We start from the raw sequence: 18,317 nt of genomic DNA on the forward strand, positions 1-18,317 counted from the left end.
TTAGTTAATCAATTTAACGGTGAATAATTCGGGTTAATTTTAATGAAAACTCATTAAAAGAGGACCTGCCCCCTAGCCAAGATTAAAAAAAAGAATTTGAATACCATTAAGGCAGATGGATAATACTTAAATCCACGGTTAACAGCAAGGTGGAAAAAATGAGGAAATAGTTTCCTGTTCAAGAGTTTTCCAACGAAGCAGATGAATGAGGAGAAAGCAAGCTTGCCCAAATTTGGGCTTTAACAAATCAACGAAAAGAATTTCAACGAACTAAAATTAAGACACTAACGACCAACCAATAAATAAAACGGTGAATAATTCAGATTAAGGCTGTAAGATGAAGAGGGCAATCCGCCTAAAAGGGACCACAAAACAACCCTATTTTATCTCTCATTTTGAAGGAGATTTTCCATTGCGCTTTAATAAAAAAATCCACGAACTTGACAGAAGAAAAGAATACAAAAAGTAAAACAATAACGAGCCGAACCCGAAAACACTAACCTACACATCAGGGTCTTATTAGCCCATAATCTCCAAGGGCTCCTAAAAAAAGTATTCAGGAAAAATTAGCAGACTAAGATAAATACGGGCACTCCATAAACATAATAAAGTGACACACTTTGCAGGGTCTGCATTTCACTCAGACCTCCTACAAAAAGATCGAAAATAAAGCTGCCCCTTGCCAATCCAATAGGGTAAAAAAACGCTTGGCTTGAGGAGTCTATTGATAAATTATAGTTCAAAAAACTAAAGCCTGGAAGATGCACTGAAAATAAAATTAAAAAGCCAACAGTTATACAAAACATATGATATAGCAACAAATGGTAGCCATACCCCTCAAAAAGGAAACCAACCACTTAGGGTTAGGACAAAAAGCCGCCTCCCCAAATACTAATAAGTCTACTTCTTTTTACGTTCTGATTCCTGATTATCTCCCGCTTCATAGAATGCGGATATTTTCTTTAAAGCGCTAATAAGATTTTCACGCTCTTCTATTTTCTTCTGAATCTCAACATCCTTATCTACCTCTGAAGGTTTTCTCTCAAATTTTCTTCTCATAATATATTAACATAGTATCTCAAAAAGGAAGAATCAATATTAAGTTAAATATCCACAAACAAATAAAGCTACCGCAAAACAACACTACTACAGCAAATAAATTAACGCTCAACTTTCATTGCACAAAACCACTTAAACTCCTCAAGTTCTAGATTTTAAGAAGAAAAAATAAATTCTAAGGAATAAACCCAAAGGCCTTATTAAACACATAAATTTACTTTTACACCTTAGTATTTGAACAGCTATTCAGAATACTTACTCAAACCAATCTAAGCACAATAAACTTACTTAAACTATCTAATCTTTTTTCAATAAAATGTTTAACCAATAAAACATTTACCAAATACAAAAACTCGCTGTTACTTGGAGCAACATAGTATAATTCCTATGATCAAATCAAGATTCCTGTTAATTTCTCTTATTCTCTTCCCTTTCTTCAGCAAAGCAAGCCAATTGCCTATCGATAGTCTGAAACAGCTATTTAAGCAACAGTCCACACAAAATGGACGGAAAGAGGTGATCCATTTGCTCAATGAAGCCATAGAAGAATATGGCTGGACTCCTACCAATCCCTATTTAGACTTAATTGCTGATTTAATTAATTCCAACAATAATCCTGAAGAAAGAGCAGAATTATTGCTTTTTTATAGTCACCAACAAATTAATCAAGGTGCTTTAAGTTCCGGAACCTCTTTAATCTTCCAGGCCATCCCTACTTATGAGCAATTAGGAAATTGGGAAAAAGTAGCGGTATTATACAATAATCTGGGTGCTATATTTGAAAAATTAGAAGACCATAGGAGCTCTATTCAATACACCAAAAAGTCTCTGCAGATCTATGAACAAAAGGTGAAAGTCAAAAAAATGAACTTATTCATCTCCTCATACATAAATATGGGCTCTGCATATCATAAACTGGACAGTATAAAATTAGCAAAAATATACTTATCAAAAGCTTTACAAGCTGGAGCAGAATTACCAAAACAAAAAGCAATGGCACTCCATAACCTGGGAGAAATAGCCATGGATGAAAACGATCTGGAAAAGGCCAAAAATTATTTTGAGCAATCCCTATCATTAAAATTACAAACAGGTGACCAACATTTAGCTTTTAGTGACTATATCGGAATGGCGCGCTACTATTTAATAAAAGAGGAGTATGCGCAAAGTGAACAATTTTACACTATGGCTGACAGCCTGAACAAAATAAACCCTAATCCGGCTCAACTTTCTTCTTTACACTTTTTCTTATACCATTTCTATCTTCAAAAATCAGACTATAAGAAAGCTTTGCGAAACCTGGAAGCCTACAATTTAAACCAGGAATTATATGGAGGGAACAAAATGCGGAAAGAAATCCTGAACTTAGTGAGTAAATACGAAAAAACGATACTGGCCAGAGAACAGGAACGTATTATTCGTCAAAGAGAAAATCAAATTCAATATTACACCTACCTTTCAATCGTCAGCATACTATTTTCCATTCTTCTACTTGCGCTAATATATCTTTGGAAAAAGAATAAATCAGCAGAATTGAAGATTCTAAAGATTGAGAATCAGGGGATCAAAACCCGAATGGAATATATCAATAATGAACTCAGGAGAAACATGACGTTCCTGATCCAACTGAATGAGATCTCCATCTCAGCAACAAAAAAATTATTAAAACTCAAGTTATCGTTGAAAAATGAATACCGAAAGGAATTAAGTAATATTATAGCAGACCTTCAAAATATGCATCATGAAGATGCATGGAAAAATTTTAACATCAAATTTGATGTACTAAATCAAAATTTCTTTTTCCTACTCGAGCAAAAGTATGGAACCTTTACTCCCAATGAAAAAAAACTAGCTGCCTTATTGAAAATGAATATGAACTCTAAGGAAATCTCCTCGGTCACAGGCCAAAGCATTCGGGCCATTGAGGTCGCCAGAAGCAGATTAAGAAAAAAATTAAATATTGACAATACCGATATTCCTCTTAACAACTTCTTACAAAAATTTGAAGCAAACACCCCTGTAGAAGAGGCTTACAGCTGATCCGTTTTCAGCCAGCTTTCTCTATAGTTACGAGGGGAAATATGATAAGCCTTTTTAAAAGAAATAGAAAACTGCCCCACACTTTTATACCCTACCATTTGCACAATATCAGAAACAGAAAAAGAAGTTTCCTGTAATAAATTCTTCGCAATTTGCAGGCGGTAACTTCTTAAATAAGCTGCAAAATTCAACTGGGAAAACTCCCGAAACATTTTTCGTATACTGGAGGGGCTTTTACCAAAATAGCCGGACAAATCCTGTATAGTCAATTGGCGGAAATAATTACGCTGAATGTATTGTTGCATTTCCCTTACTAACTGCTCCTCTGAAGGACTTTGTCTTTTAGTAGCTTCAAGCTCTTTCTTTAATTGTGGAATAAGAAGATACAATAATTCATAAACTTTGGCTTTAATCAAATATCGCCCATTCTTTAATTTCCAACTCTGTTGAATCTGCTGTAAAAGCAGCACCAAATTTGGAGACAAATCCTGACAGAAGCAAAAGTTCCCTGCAGTACTAATAGTCCCGTTAATATCCATTTCCATTTGATGAAGGAGTTCCTTTTTTACTAAAACATTGATTTCCTTCAACTCCTGTCCTTTTTCCAAATGCAGCTTAATTGACTTTCCTGAGCAAATATACATGGGAGCCTCCTTCGAAAACTCAGGTGCTAATATACCCAAAACCCCATAGCTTAAATAAAATTTAAACTCGACAAAATCCTCATTCAATGCCCCTAAACGCTCAATAGAAAATGTGGATTTGGCCTCTGCAGAAAAAATATTAACCTCAAAATTATGATAAACTAAATAGTCAAAATTCCACTGAAGGTCTTGCTTCGTGACTCCTCCCCATTCAAAACCTTCCTTCAATTTTTCTAACTGCTCTTCCAACAGAACAGACCTCATTAATTTTAAATTTATCTTTTTGGATTGTATTGAAGGTTCCATTTTCCTGTATACGTCATTACATTTCATCAAATCCCTGGACACACTTAAGCCAAAAAATACCCCGACACCATTTTGCCGGGGCATTCCCTATTTGGTTATTTTTATTCCTTAAAGCGTGTTTAAACCCGCGCCATCTGACTACAAATTCAAATTATTGGAAGCGATTTTGGATAATTCCAAAACATGCGCTGCTATTCTCTCAAACCAATCAGGTATTGCTTCTGTATTACTTCAAATTTTCGCTTTTAAACACCCTCTAATAAACGCTAAACACAGCCGGCAATGTTTTATTCTCTACACAAGGCCAGATCATTCAGCCTGTCTGCTTTTAAATCATTAAAGAGGATTCTGATCTCCTGCGTTAATCCAATCATTGGCATCCAATTCCCCCTGGGGAATTTGCATCAGCCAGGCATTCGCTCCAGCTTCCAGCTCAGTAATCTGGGCCAAGCCCGGATCATGTGATTTGCTTCTGATCAGATCTTCTTTGTTCCGCATCATATCGAAATAACGATGGCCTTCGCCCCAGAACTCAATCCGGCGTTGCTTCAACACTTCATCGACCAATTCCTGACCACTCAAGCTAATATCACGGAAATTTTCAATTCGGGTTCTCAAGAGTGTATTTATAGCGGAACGCGCTCGGGAATCATCGCCAGTGTGGGCATAACCTTCGGCCTGAATCAGGTATAGCTCTGCCAGGCGCATCAACAGGTAATCTCCTTCCCAGCTACCATCATAAGCCTTGAGGCGGAATTTCTGTGAAGTATTTTCCGGAATCGTGATATTCCCCCAGGCGGTATTTTCCTTAAAGAAAACTGACTTACGATAATCATTATTGGACATCAGGCTCAGGAATTCCGGTGTTCCTTTTTTAAAGGATCCGATAGTGGCATAACCTCCTGCAAAAGGATCCATATGCGAGAAGAAGGAAGCGTAGAAAGTAGTTTGCTGTCCGTTAATCGCCAGCGCCCAAAGCACTTCCGGATGATTAGCATTACTATAACCTCCCTGTAACTCCGGCCCTTCCATTAAGCGAAAACCGAAATCCTCCGCAGCACTGATCGCCTCTCGGGCTAAGTCCGCCGCTTCTTTCCATTCATTCTTTACTAAATGCACACGGGCTTTTAGGCCCATCACAGACGCCAGAGATAAGTGCGAAGGATGATAGCGTGCCGTTTCTTCTAACAATTCAATCGCCTCGGTATAATCTTCTTCAATCTGCTCATATACCTCCGCTACACTAGATCTTGGAAGGTTTTCGAAAGTAGGCGTCACCCGAATCGGAACACCAGGCGCATTTTCATTGCCCACATAAGTGTGCTGAAAAACCTGAATCAATCGGTGGTGACTGTAAGCACGAAGGGCCAGAGCTTGTCCTTTTACCTCTTTGCGCAATTCTTGATCTCCTTCAGCCGCGTCGATGTACTTCAATACCTGGTTCACCTGGAAAATGATGTGGTAATAAAAACCCCAGATATCATTCGGGCGACCATCAATCTCCCGGCGACTGAACTGAATTCCGTAATCACGGGTAAACCAGCCATTACCAAAAGAGTGCATCACGATGTCCTCCCCTCTCAGATCCAACGCCAGGTTTATGGCCATCTCTCCGAAAGTTTCGTGAGAACCGGACAAATACATATAACGGTACACCCCATTCAGGGCCAGATCGCAGCCTTCTACTGAACCCAGCAATTCTTCCTCATCCACCGAGTTAGACGGCCCCTGATCCAAAAAGTCACCGGTACAAGCTGCCGTGGAGATCATCCACAACAGTCCGAAGAAATATATTAAATGCTTTTTCATGATTGCTTAAAATTTAACATCTACCCCTAAAGACATGGTTCGGATAGGTTGGTAAGAGTTGTCCATATAGCCATCTGGCGTGGCAGTCCCAGGGAAGTAGCCCTGCATACCACTGAAGGTATAAAGGTTATCAACAGCGGCGCTTATACGCACATTTTCCATCTTCACACGTTGTGCCCAGGCTTTTGGTAAATTGTAACCGAAGGTAATATTACGAATGGTTAAATAGGAGGCATCCTGTAACCAACGGCTAGAACCCGCATATAAATTCTGGTTCAGCGTTTCGATTCTTGGCACATCCGTGATATCGCCCGGCTGGCTCCATGCCTGGCGCTGATCCACATGCATGGCATGGCCGTACTTTGGACTCATCAATGCAGCATAGTTGGAATTATATACTTTTCCACCAATCTGATAATTCAACATGATACCGAAATCAAAGCTTTTATAAGTGAAGCGCTGATTGATAAAACCATTTAAATCTGCCAAAGCCGATCCCACATGGTAGCGATCCGCACTGCTGACATCGCTGGTGACTCCTCGTCCCATTCCTTCACCCATATCGAAATAGTAAAGGGCATCACCCGTGGCCGGATCTACTCCTGCATAATCAAACAGATAGAAATCATAATAAGAACGACCCACTTCCAGACGCTTGGATCCCGTTCCCACAAATTCCTGTGGCAGGGCAGTCATTTTATTTTTCATATGGGTAGCAGAGAAATCTATCGCCCAGGTGAAATCCTTACGGTTCATCACATTGGCAGTCAGGTTCAGTTCCACCCCATAGTTTTTCATTGCTCCGACATTATCTGTACGGCCTCCCCATCCGGTAGATGGTGCCAATGGCAGGGTGAATAATAAATCACGGGAAGCATTATTAAAATACTCAATGCTACCGGTCACAATATTATCAAACAGCCCGAAATCTACTCCAATATTTAATGCCTGACGCTTTTCCCATTTCAAATGCGGGTTCTCCAAATAGTTTTTCAAAGCACCCATCATGGAGTTGTTGGGATAGGTCAGCGAGTACAATGAGCGGAAAGCATAGAAGTTACCGATATTCTCATTACCCTGCTCACCGAAGGAAGCGCGTAGTTTCAGACTGGAAATCCATTTTTGACTGCGGATGAAATCTTCCTTATCCACGGCCCAACTACCACCGATAGACCAGAAATGTCCCCAACGGTTGTCCGGATGGAAACGGGAAGAACCATCTACACGGTAAGAAACCGAGCCAAAGAAGCGCTCATCGTAATTGTACTCAAAGCGGGACAGGAAGGACTCAATCGCATGACGGTCAATAAATGAACTGGCTGCTGTGGCATTCGCCCCTGAGCCCATCTCCGGCATACCGTCCCAGGCAAAACCGGTAACGGTGGCGGAAATACCATTTGTAATCGAGAAATAACTCTCATGACCAAATAAGGCATTCACACTGTGCTTGCCGAATTGATTTCTGTAAGAAAACAACTGGTTGGCCGTCATATTCATGTTTTCCTGCGTAGCGCGGGAGGTACGTCCGCCCACATTGGCGGCATCCCCATAATTGCGGTTCTGGTGGTTCAGCGTCACACGGTTGTAATAGTCCATGGTCGTGTTCATACGGAAAGACCAGTTATCCGAAAGCGTAGCATCCAGATAAGTTCTGGCCGAAACCGCATTATGCTTATAACCACTCGGATCGAGATTTAAAGTTCCCAAAGCATTCCCCAGCGTCAGGTGCGGACGGTTATCGCCATAATCATAAATGCGCTGTCCGGCATCATTGGTCACATAACCACCTTCTTCGAAATCCCACTGATAGATCGGGTAGATTGGCGCAATGGTCTGTGAGAAGAAAAATGGGTTGGAAGTATAAGTACCACCATCCATGGTGTTGGTGGTTTCGGTATGCACATAGGACATATTCAGACCGGCTTTCAACCAGGGCTTGATGTCTGCATTGGTATTCAAACGAGCGGTGAAACGCTCAAAACCCGTATTGCGTACCACTCCGTCTTCATTCAGGTAACCCAAGGAAAGGAAGTAATCGCTTTTCTCTCCGGCTCCGGACATGGACACCGAATACTCCTGACGCAAAGCCGCCTGATACAAGGCATCTTCCCAGTCCGGATTATACACCATAGAAGCATCCGGATTAATTTTTCCACTTACCGGATCAATCAAATCTCTGGCCTCTACACTAAAGGCATTATAACCACCCTGCATGTCTACCACGTTTGGAATACCCCCTACATAACCCGGACGGGAATAGATGGGGTGCTGACCAGAAGCGATCAGACCAGCATCGGCCATAGTGAAATCATTACTGTTGTAATACAGGTTATTACGGTAACCTGTCCATTGCATTTCCATATACTCCTCAGCACCTACGCGCTCATAATCACTCATTGCGCGTTGGGCAAGCCCTACACGGGCTTTCAGGTGAATCTGTCCGTCACCACTTTTTCCTTTTTTGGTAGTGACCATCACCACACCGTTGGCTGCACGCGAGCCGTAAAGGGCGGTAGCCGAAGCATCCTTCAATACGGTCATCGAGGCGATATCATCCGGATTCAGGTTATTCAAATCACCGGTGAAAGGCACTCCATCCACCACATATAAAGGCGCTGAGGAAGCGTTTACAGAGCCAATACCGCGAATACGGATGGTAGAACCGGAACCCGGCTGGCCGGAAGTACCGGAAATCTGTACACCGGGAACGGCACCTTCCAAAGCATTCTGCACATTGGAAACCTGCAGTTTTTCGATATGGTCTTTCTTGATCGTTGCGGCAGATCCGGTGAAAGAAGATTTCTTCTGTTCCCCATAAGCCACGACCATCACTTCTTCCAACTCGGTAGCATCCGTACCCAAAGTCACATCAATTTTCGTCTGGGAACCAACGGTTACTTCTTGCGGTGCATAACCAATGAAAGAGAACACCAAAACATCATCGGCACTGGCCTCCAAGGTATAAGCTCCCATAAAGTCGGTAATGGTTCCGTTGGTGGTACCCTTGATCACCACATTGGCGCCAATGACTTCCTCCCCGGTTTCGGCATCGGTCACCGTACCGGATATTTGTGCCTGAGCGAACAGCTGCATCGGAAGCAGCATCGCCAGGGCCATCCATAATATTTTTCTCATAATCTATAATTTTTGGAAGGCAGACGGCGGGAAAATCTCACCGCCTGCACCTGACGATTTATTGCTTGATAATGCGTTGGCTTTCGATAGGGGTGCCGTCCAGGGCAACCTTCACGAAATAAACGCCCGTGGTCATTTGCGCTACCGGTACTGCCAACTCCACACGTCCTTCGAAAATTTCTTCGGAATATTCATGCACCTTTTGGCCAATGGCATTGATGAATTCCACGGACACCGTTCCGCTGGCATTCGCCTGGAAGTGAACATTCAACACATCCTCTGCAGGTACCGGGAAGATTTGTACGCCATCCAATTCGTCTTCGGTATTGGTTGGGTTCTCCACGGTGATGAACAGGTCAGTGTACCAGGGCTTGGTCGTTACCGGATCATTGGTGCGGATGGTCAATTCTGCCGTAGCAAATTCTTCTTTCAACTTAGCACCATCAACAGTAAAGTTAATTTCGCCCGCTACTTCGCCTGCCGGAATCTCTCCGATATTATCTTCGCCATTGTAATGCAACCAGGCCACATCTCCGGCCTTATTATCGGCACCTGCCATCATCTGGAAGTTGCTAAAAGCAAAACCTGCATCACCTACCAGGTCATAGAAGAAATTATTCATCACCCCGTAATAAAAGCGACCATACTCATTTCGATACATCACTGAAGTAAAGACAGGAAAGCCAATAGTAGATGGGAAAGTGACAAATACGAAGAAATCTTCATAAGGCATCACATGAATTTCCTCCTCCAGCTGAACTGTCATCCAGGTGCCCAGATCATCTTCTTCATCCTCCTCCAGCTCAACAATTCTTCTTAAATCCTGCTCATACACCACATGGGCATTGGCGGGGGTATCCCCGAAACCAACGGACACTTTAATATCTGAAATTTCGACCATTTCATTTCGGGCTTTAAACATCACTTTAGACAGTTTAAAACCTTCCTCCGGAGCGGTATATTTTGTGGCCGCCGTGAATGGCATGCCTATTCCGAAGCCTAAAGCACGGCTGGAATGACGGAAATCCTGATAAGACAATACTTCATAAGCCGACTCAATTTCTTCATCCGGATACAAGTCATCATGCTCTTCCTCCTCACCGTCGGCATTTTTCTGTTTCATGCCACGAGGTGCCGCAATGTACTTCAAGTCCATTGGCTCCGCATCTTCATTGAGCTCCATGCGCTCGAAACCTTCATACTCACGACCATATTCAATAGAGAATTGGTACTCCAGTGGCATGCGCCCTTCCCCATTATCCACGGCGATAGCGATTTGCTTTTGATCTCCACGAACCACCGTCTCATATACTTCCTCCTGCACACTGGCTACTGCCGGCGGGTAACCATAACGGTACTGGGTAGGCAATTCCGCCACTTGCTCTTCCGCATTGTCTCCTTTAGAGATGTCCTTCCAGAAGATGTTCAGAATATCTTCCTCCTCCCGGTGATCGTCCTGAATCAACGTCTCCATCATCTGCGTCTTGAACATGAAGGCACGTGAAGCGCCCGCCTGAATGGTAATTGGAAATTTGGCATCCTGAGGGAAGATGGGTTCGAAACCACCCCATCCTATTAGATCTTCCTGCCCAAAAGCAAACTCCGGATTACCCTGCCAATCGGTTGGATACTCCCCAAATTTATTCAAATAAGCATCTGTAATTTGAATAGGGCCCGTTCCGGTATTATGTACAAAGAATACGCGTTCTTCTCCCTGACTTAATTCCGTAAAGAAACTTGTCCCCAAGGTACCGGAGGTTTCATCCACTTCTAACTGTCCTTCTCCTACCACATTCAAAGTCAGTTGATCATTGATCACTTCAGATCCTGGCGCATTGCTGTAAGCGTTAAATCCCACCACAAAAGGAATAGGATTGCCTTCGTCATCAGATCTTTGGCTCAGGTATCTTGGATTAATGTCCATCACAAATTCCTGCTCGCCATTCGCTGGCACCTCAAAAATCTCCTGTAAAGAGAAATAAACCGCCAGCTCATGAGCAATAAAGTTCTCGTTAAGCGCTACCTGATAACCCTGCTCACCGGTGGCATTCTGGAAACCGATCGAGGCGAACATGTCCATGATATATTCTCCCTGCTCATCGTCTCCCTTGTCTACCGGTGGCATATTGTATTGGTACTGGAAGGAGCCATCACTAAAGAGAATTAATTGCCAGGAACCCGCCTCTCCTACACCAAAGGCATCACGGAACAAATGCCACTGTATGACCACCTGATCTTCAGAAACCTTCACATAGGTGCCTGCATCATCATAAATCTGGCGATCGGCTGCTACAGGGCTCCACAGCGGCGCAATCATGTTCATTACAGGAGCCGTACTGTCCGGGAACACCGTATAGTGCGTTGGATGCCAATCCCCTTTTGCTTCCATATCAAAAGTAACAAAACCGAGATCCGTCACCTGCATTTGCGTATACTCTTCCCCATAGAAGGAGAAGGCAAATGGCAATTCAACCGTTTCGAATGGTTTACTCATCATATAGTGCACATCCAACTCCTTAGCGTCCGGATCAATAGACAAGTCCTGCCAGGTGTAAGCCACACTACTTCCAAGCGTTTTGGTCGTTTGCATCACATAGTCATACTGCTTTTCTTCATCGGCTCCACTACGGGTTTCCACTTTATTGACATCAATCCAGTTACCGGTAGTAAAAGCCACCTGCATATCGGAGGCGCCATCATTTGATACCGTAAAGTGATGATTCACCACCGCACCTCCTGCATCTACCGTCAGGACCGGGTCCACATAATCCCAGGCAAATTCAGGTGCTGGGATTACTGCTCCCACAAGCTGTACTTCAAAAGTCTCCTCTAACTCCTGGAAACTTAAGCTAAAGGTTCCTTCCGTTGAGGAAGCTAAGTCTTCCGTATTAATATGCACACGAATAAACATCGTCTGGCGAGGCATCAACTTCCTGTCTTCACCCTCAATAGGCTCGAAATCAAAAAGCTCCTCGGCGATCGTCACCTCATCGATATGCAGTACGGTCGTGCCCGAATTTTGCACCGGAATCAAAAGCGTCTGCTCTGCGCCCTGGAATACGGACCCAAAGTTCAACACCTCATCCGTCACGACCACATCAGAAGTTCCGCCTGAAACAATGTTCAGGGAGATATCCAAATTGGCTACCGGGGTCGTATGGCTATTCGACAATACCTGCAGTACCTGGTTAAATGCACCTTCATACCACTTTTCCGGATCGATTTCAAATTCGAGTTCTTCCTGAGCGCCCGGCTCAATTGTTCCTGCCGTTTTCCCTTTTGTGAAGGCAGTAATCAACTTTCTTCCCGGGCTGATCAACTTCACATAACCTCCCGGACGAACATCCGGTCTTTCATGCCCCTCATTCAGATAATATTTCTGAAATAATACCCCATCCTGTTGATTGCGGCTCTCCACGGCCACATACAGCCGATCAAAAGCTTCATCCTTTACATCCGGTAGCTTTTCATAAATAATTTCAATATTTCCGTTATCATAAAGCTTAAACTGGTAGGACCACAGGCGATCATAATAAATCGGATGATCCAGGGCAACATCCGTATACTGAACGGTCAATACGCCTTTATCCTGGAAATAATGTACGGTGCCTCCACTGGAAAAAGTCAAACGATCATGCATGGCGGAGATATAACCTCCCATGTTCATCGTGTGTCCCTTAAATTGTGGCGTGGCATTATAAGTAAAAGAATCAAAGCCTAATACCCCATAACGGCTCACATATACGGAATCATGCTCTTCCCCAAAGAAATCGAAGGCGAAACCAATATTCACTGCAAAATCTTTCTGACGCTGCGTACGAATGTGATCCGTGATCTCAGTACCTTCAGCACGAATATCCTTCCATTCCGGTGTGTTCCGGGTTCCATCTGCTTCCGGCACAAAATCTTCCACATTCGTTTCAATGCCGTATCCATAACTGTTGACCAGGTCATGACCAGGGATGGATTGCTCCGAATAGCCCGGAATCATATACTCCAGAGAGGCCGCATCACTATTAGAAATATTTTTAATGATAAAACTTCCCTTCAATGGTTCATCTCCCATATCAACATTATCGAAAATATAGGTCAATTCTTCCCCATTCGGATTGATCACTTCCATTTCACCGGATTCCCTTGCAGAACCGGTCAACTCAAAGTCATATTTTTCTCCGGTATCCTTATCCGAAAAAGACACTTTGGTTCGGTGAAATCCTGAAGTCTGTGGGTGATAATAAAACTCGAAAAAGGTCCGTAACCTTGGTCCAATGGAGCTTTTTCTGGTGCGAACACCAAAGTTCACCGGGTCAGACAGGTCGAATGCACCTCCCCCAGTGGCTACCTGAGCCATATTTAACTGGCCATGGCCTTCATTGATCATCTCAAAATGAATAATCGATTGTTCTCCAACCACCAATTCGCCACCACTACCGGCAAGCTTTGGGAAACTAAGATCAACTGGCTGCCCGGTTAAGCCAACAAACATCGGCTTGGTCAAAAAGTCCTCCTCTGAATTGTTGATATAAAAATTCTGATTTGTCGTAGTGGCCGTAAAATCACGTACCTCCTCTAAATCAAACTCATAAGGAACACGAATACTCTCCTGCGGCATTAACTCCCCTTTTGACGGCACCAAATTAATGATTTTTTTATCCCGGGAGTCATAGTCCGATCGGGTCATCTCCTCGGCTTCTACGGCCAAAATTGCACGCTCCCAGTCGGCCATGCCTGCTTCCGTCATTACCTCGGCAACTGGTTTCCAGCTTTCGCCATAATCCAAACTCATCAAACTACGGGTGGCTACGGCTTCGTTGACTCCTTCATCAATCACCAAAGGAATCGCATTGTCCTTACCTGCCGGAATATGGAAAATGGTCCAGAAAGTTTCCCCCGGACGAATACGCAGACCTGCCCTTGGGCCAGCTGCTGAAATTCGATGAATGTCACGAACCTCTTCCTCCCCAGAAACACTATAGCTATTCTCATAAACTTTTTTAGCGGTACGCAATTGCTCTCCTACATAAATTTCGAATTCAATGTCTCCATGCATTTTATTCACCACCAATTCAATATTGGCTCTGCGGAAGATAAAATCACGATCAGCAGACTCTGATACCGTAAAGGCCTGCGCCACACTATGAGTAGCACGCTTTCCGCCATCACCAATCCAGGTCCATCGGGAACTATTCTGATCTCTGTAGCTAATTTTACGCTCCCATTTATCATCGCCATAATCCAGATCTTCATCCTGATAGTCAGAACGCTCAGAAGCGGTACTTTCCATAATGATTTCTGCATCAGCGATGGCTTTCTTCTCCACCTCATAGGGTGCAGGAGTGGGATTGAGTCCTTCAATATCATCCGGGTCAAGCGCTCCATCATCACTGTCCAAAATATCAGTACCAATAGACCATCTCAATAGCTCATTGGACCCTTCCGGGCTGGTATTTTTTAGCTCAACATATACGTCCGGTAAATCATTTGGATTGATCGTAAATTGCTGCGTACCGGAATTATTCTCATGACTACGTGTAATCTCAAAGGAAGCACCCTGAGCAGAAGTACGCATCTTTTGAACAGCCGAACGATCAGATTTAACCCCAAAACGGTTAACGGCCTGAATAGACACTTCATATTCAGTACTGGCCTCCAATTCACTCAAATCCACTTTCAGTGGAGTACCCGTAGCATATTCATTTTCAATTTCGAATACTTTTTCTTCTCCCCCCGTGACTTTATAATGAACCTCAAAAGCAACAGGTGCCGTACTACCGTCACCATCATGACGCACGGTCCACTCCATGGCGATGAAATCAAAACCAGCCCCGCGAAGATTAAAATTATCGATTTTAGCAGGCAAATTCCCATGATTCACGCGGGTAGCCAATTCTGCATCAATATATCCTTTCCCCAGTAAGCCCTTGTACTCCAAATTAAAGGCATCTACATCTTGCAACGAACTAAACAATAAAGTATTTAGCTCTGCGGCAGTAATTCCTTTGTTTTCCGGCATAGACAACATCAAAGCGGCAATACCGGACACATGTGGACAGGCCATAGAAGTACCCCCGAAATAACCGTATTCATTATTCGGCAAGGTGCTTAAAACCTCCTCAATTCCTCCCATCTCGCCATCTCCACCAGGGGCGGCAATATCCAGCCAACTACCATAGTTAGAATACGAGGCTTTCTCAAAGTTCGGCGCCAATGCACTGACGGCAATTACTGGCTCATAGGCTGCTGGATACCATTTATCCTCTTCGGTATCCAGATTACCCGCTGCAACAATCACCACCCCACCCTTCATCGGGCTGCCTTCGTAATCTCCGGCCTCTGCGATAAAGTAATCAATTGCATCCAATACCACCTGCTCATAAAAGTCAGATTGACTATATCCCCAGGAGTTTTGGGAAATGACCGCTCCATTATCTGCCGCATAAACGAAAGACTCCGCAATTCGGGCATCTGAGGTTCCCATGCCCAAAATTTGCAGGGACATTAACCGTACCCCACCGGAAGCATCACTACCCCCCGCTACACCGGATACCCCAATGCCATTATTATTCACCGCACCTACTGTTCCGCCTACATGGGTACCATGGTCCTGCGCATCAATATCTCCCGTGTATTGTACAAAATTGAAACCGTGAATATCATCCACATAGCCGTTATCATCACTATCTTCTCCATCTTCAGCCTCCCCCGGGTTCACCCACATGGCGGCTTTCAAGTCCTCATGGTTCACATCCATCCCTTCATCGTGGATGGAAACGATCACCTCCTTAGAACCGGTAATGCGCTCCCAGGCTGGGAATAAATTGATATCTGCTCCGGCTACTGCGGTTTCAGATACCGTACCATCATTATGATAATGCCATTGGTCTGCCAAAAGCGGATCGTTCATTGGCATTTGCTTTCTTCTCTTTTTAGAGACCTGCTGCGGGTTGGCCTTTCGGAAGGTTCCCTGCTCACGTACTACTTCCAGAGAAGCTTCCGCCAGTTCTACCATTTCCAAACCTTCAAACTGCTTTATGGCCATGCTCAAATCTGAGCTTTCTTCCATACGCAATTTAAACCAGCGATCCAGCCCATGTTTTTTTAGTTTCTCCGCATTTTTGCGGGTCATCTTAAAAATAGGCTCCAATTGGTATGCACCAAACTGCTGGCTCAGGCCATCAAATTCGGCAGCGCCAATTTCTAATTGCCCTCCCCGGGCAGTGCTAAAGGTCGAATTTCCGGGCGCACTTCCTTCCTTAAACTTAAGGTGAACGACTCCCTGCAAACGGCCATCAACATACTTACTTTTTTGGGCATAGACACTGCTGTTCACCAGCAGCACCAGCACCAATAGCATTCGTAATAATTTAGGCATATCAAGCATTATTAGGTTCTACACCTTGAAAAAATTCAATCACTACCCCAAAAGGACAGCTCTGATCTGATTCTTCAAAATGATAATTCAATGCTTCAAATTTGACAAAAAGTGTACTAATCTTAAAGGCAGACAAAAGGTGATTGTTTTATTTACAACACCTGAGTTGTTTACGTGAATAATTTTAACATTAAATTCCCCTAGTAAAAACTTGAAAAAAGTCAACAACAGGTAGTTAAAACGCCAATAAAATAAATAAAGTACAATTTTTACCGCATCTCAGACAATAAAACCCTAATACTATTATAATGAAACCAGTGTCTGAAAAACAAAATCCCGAGGATAATTCGCTAAATTTTGATCATTTCGTGCTAGTCTTTTGAAATACTGTGACACCTGCATTCAACAAGAAAGCCTTACCTTTGCAAGGTGCAATTAATTGGGATAGAACAGTCTCTTCATTTTCGACTTCTCTAAAACGGTATGCGTACTATCTCCACTTAGCCTGAAAAACGCTAGCAAGGCCAAGCGCCAAAAAACATCCCACAACTAATATTTCAGCCAAAAAAAAGGGGAAATCAATCCCCTCTCTATGCGCTATTGTCTTGCCAAATCCTCCCGGATTTCCGAGGGCAATTTTCCGTAAGTCTGCTTAATTAATTTAGAAAACTGGCCCATATGCGTATATCCTACTCGATGACCTATGAGCTTTACGGGCCAGTCGGTTTCCTTTAGCATTTGATAGGCGAGCTTTAATCGATATTGTTTTATATACTGGTAAATCGATATGCCGAAGCGGGCTTTAAATACTTTACGTAGATTGGAAGGACTCATGCTGCAATGGATACTTAACTCTTCCTGAGAGGGAGGATTAAGATAATTCTCCTCTAAAATCTTTCGGGCCAAATCTGCAACCTCCTCATGATAACTATTATTGCCCGCTTCATTTTTCTCCTGATGCCCCATAACCTGGTTCAACTCTAAAAAATATTTGGACAGCACTTCAAATGCAAGTCCAATGGTTTCAAACTTCGATAGAGGAGAGCCCCAGGCCCGAAACATTTTTTCCAGACTATTGCCCAGTTCCGGACTGTATTCAAAATGATAAGAAAAGGCCTCATCATTATTGATTTTTTGAAGCAGGGGGTGATGTGCCCCCAGGATTTCCTCTAATAGTCTAGGCCCAATTCTAAAACCTACCTGACGGAACCACTTGCTCTCCTCCACCCCAAGCACTACATTCCCATTACCAATAAAACAACTGTTTGGCTGCTGATATACCTCCCCTTGTGCTGATTTATAATATTGTTCCCCGCCCAAATTAAAACTAATCCCCAAACTTTTAAAGGAAGGGCCAAAATCCCGGATATGCTCCACTGCAAAGCTAGAATAAACCGTCAATTTGTAAACTTCTAACTGATCATATTCCACAAAACGGGACTCCCCCACTCCCTCTTTATTCCAGCTCCCTTGATGATTTCGCCCACCAAACAGTTGTAAGAGTGCTTCCCCTGCTATTTTTACAGGCATTTTAGGGTCCGTTATTTTAATTATTTTTTTATCCATCCTTCAATAATTTTGAGAAAAAAAGCAAGTTTTAATCCAAGACGTTACTTCAAAAATAATATAAGAAGTTTGAGATATCAACGCATCAGAATGCGATACTTAATTTGAGCGGAAAACCATAACGAAATCTCCTTCATAAACCGAATTAGTCATGCTTAAATCCTCGTTTAGCTGCAAGGCAGGAAAAGTGAAGGAATAGTTCCCTATTGCAATTTTTTCCATAGAAGCCAAGGAATGGAAAGCCTACTCCTCTCAATGCTGGTAATTTAAATATCCACATCCCAATTACAACGATTAAATTGAAAGCGGCTAAGTCCGGCACACTATATGCTGAGAGGAATTATTCAAGTGAAGAGACGGTGTTTAAAAATGATGATCATCTTCCC

7 protein-coding genes are annotated in these 18,317 nt (G+C 43.2%); 1 reads left to right on the forward strand and 6 read right to left on the reverse strand.

The window, feature by feature from the left end; all coding sequences use genetic code 11:
* Window positions 1–900: 900 nt before the first annotated feature.
* Entirely contained in the window at window positions 901–1,059 is a 159-nt protein-coding gene (locus AAA970_RS17745) for a hypothetical protein (RefSeq protein ID WP_338238231.1), read from the reverse strand.
* 387 nt (window positions 1,060–1,446) lie between these two features.
* On the opposite strand from AAA970_RS17745, the gene AAA970_RS17750 reads away from it, so the two are divergent.
* Window positions 1,447–3,099: a tetratricopeptide repeat protein gene (locus AAA970_RS17750; RefSeq protein ID WP_338238232.1), complete on the forward strand. Its 1,653-nt coding sequence runs from the start codon at window positions 1,447–1,449 to the stop codon at window positions 3,097–3,099.
* On the opposite strand, the gene AAA970_RS17755 is transcribed toward AAA970_RS17750, so the two are convergent.
* The 5 genes from AAA970_RS17755 to AAA970_RS17775 all read right to left on the reverse strand — a co-directional run bounded on the left by AAA970_RS17755 (window position 3,090) and on the right by AAA970_RS17775 (window position 17,931).
* Window positions 3,090–4,007 carry a helix-turn-helix transcriptional regulator gene (locus AAA970_RS17755; RefSeq protein WP_338238233.1) on the reverse strand — a complete coding sequence of 306 codons (918 nt, stop codon included), beginning with the start codon at window positions 4,005–4,007 and terminating at the stop codon, window positions 3,090–3,092. The two genes, AAA970_RS17750 and AAA970_RS17755, sit on opposite strands and share 10 nt — an antisense overlap.
* 378 nt (window positions 4,008–4,385) lie before the next feature.
* The gene (locus AAA970_RS17760) at window positions 4,386–5,858 is read right to left on the reverse strand and encodes a RagB/SusD family nutrient uptake outer membrane protein (RefSeq protein WP_338238234.1); all 1,473 of its coding nucleotides are present in this window, start codon (window positions 5,856–5,858) and stop codon (window positions 4,386–4,388) included.
* 6 nt (window positions 5,859–5,864) lie between these two features.
* Window positions 5,865–8,993, reverse strand: coding sequence for a SusC/RagA family TonB-linked outer membrane protein (locus tag AAA970_RS17765; protein WP_338238235.1), 3,129 nt, complete (start codon window positions 8,991–8,993; stop codon window positions 5,865–5,867).
* A 58-nt stretch (window positions 8,994–9,051) separates the two neighbouring features.
* Window positions 9,052–16,365 (reverse strand): S8 family serine peptidase, encoded by a 7,314-nt coding sequence (locus AAA970_RS17770; protein WP_338238236.1) that lies wholly within the window; start codon window positions 16,363–16,365, stop codon window positions 9,052–9,054.
* Window positions 16,366–16,962: 597 nt separating this feature from the next.
* Window positions 16,963–17,931: a helix-turn-helix transcriptional regulator gene (locus AAA970_RS17775; RefSeq protein WP_338238237.1), complete on the reverse strand. Its 969-nt coding sequence runs from the start codon at window positions 17,929–17,931 to the stop codon at window positions 16,963–16,965.
* Window positions 17,932–18,317 lie beyond the last annotated feature (386 nt).

It is taken from the genome of Persicobacter diffluens (genome assembly GCF_036244895.1).
GTDB lineage: Bacteria > Bacteroidota > Bacteroidia > Cytophagales > Cyclobacteriaceae > Persicobacter > Persicobacter diffluens.

Excerpts from the sequence above, each read along its gene's own strand:
- AAA970_RS17745 (WP_338238231.1), bottom strand. The coding sequence starts at position 1,059 with ATGAGAAGAAAATTTGAGAGAAAACCTTCAGAGGTAGATAAGGATGTT.
- AAA970_RS17750 (WP_338238232.1), top strand. The coding sequence starts at position 1,447 with ATGATCAAATCAAGATTCCTGTTAATTTCTCTTATTCTCTTCCCTTTC.
- AAA970_RS17755 (WP_338238233.1), bottom strand. The coding sequence starts at position 4,007 with ATGAGGTCTGTTCTGTTGGAAGAGCAGTTAGAAAAATTGAAGGAAGGT.
- AAA970_RS17760 (WP_338238234.1), bottom strand. The coding sequence starts at position 5,858 with ATGAAAAAGCATTTAATATATTTCTTCGGACTGTTGTGGATGATCTCC.
- AAA970_RS17765 (WP_338238235.1), bottom strand. The coding sequence starts at position 8,993 with ATGAGAAAAATATTATGGATGGCCCTGGCGATGCTGCTTCCGATGCAG.
- AAA970_RS17770 (WP_338238236.1), bottom strand. The coding sequence starts at position 16,365 with ATGCCTAAATTATTACGAATGCTATTGGTGCTGGTGCTGCTGGTGAAC.
- AAA970_RS17775 (WP_338238237.1), bottom strand. The coding sequence starts at position 17,931 with ATGGATAAAAAAATAATTAAAATAACGGACCCTAAAATGCCTGTAAAA.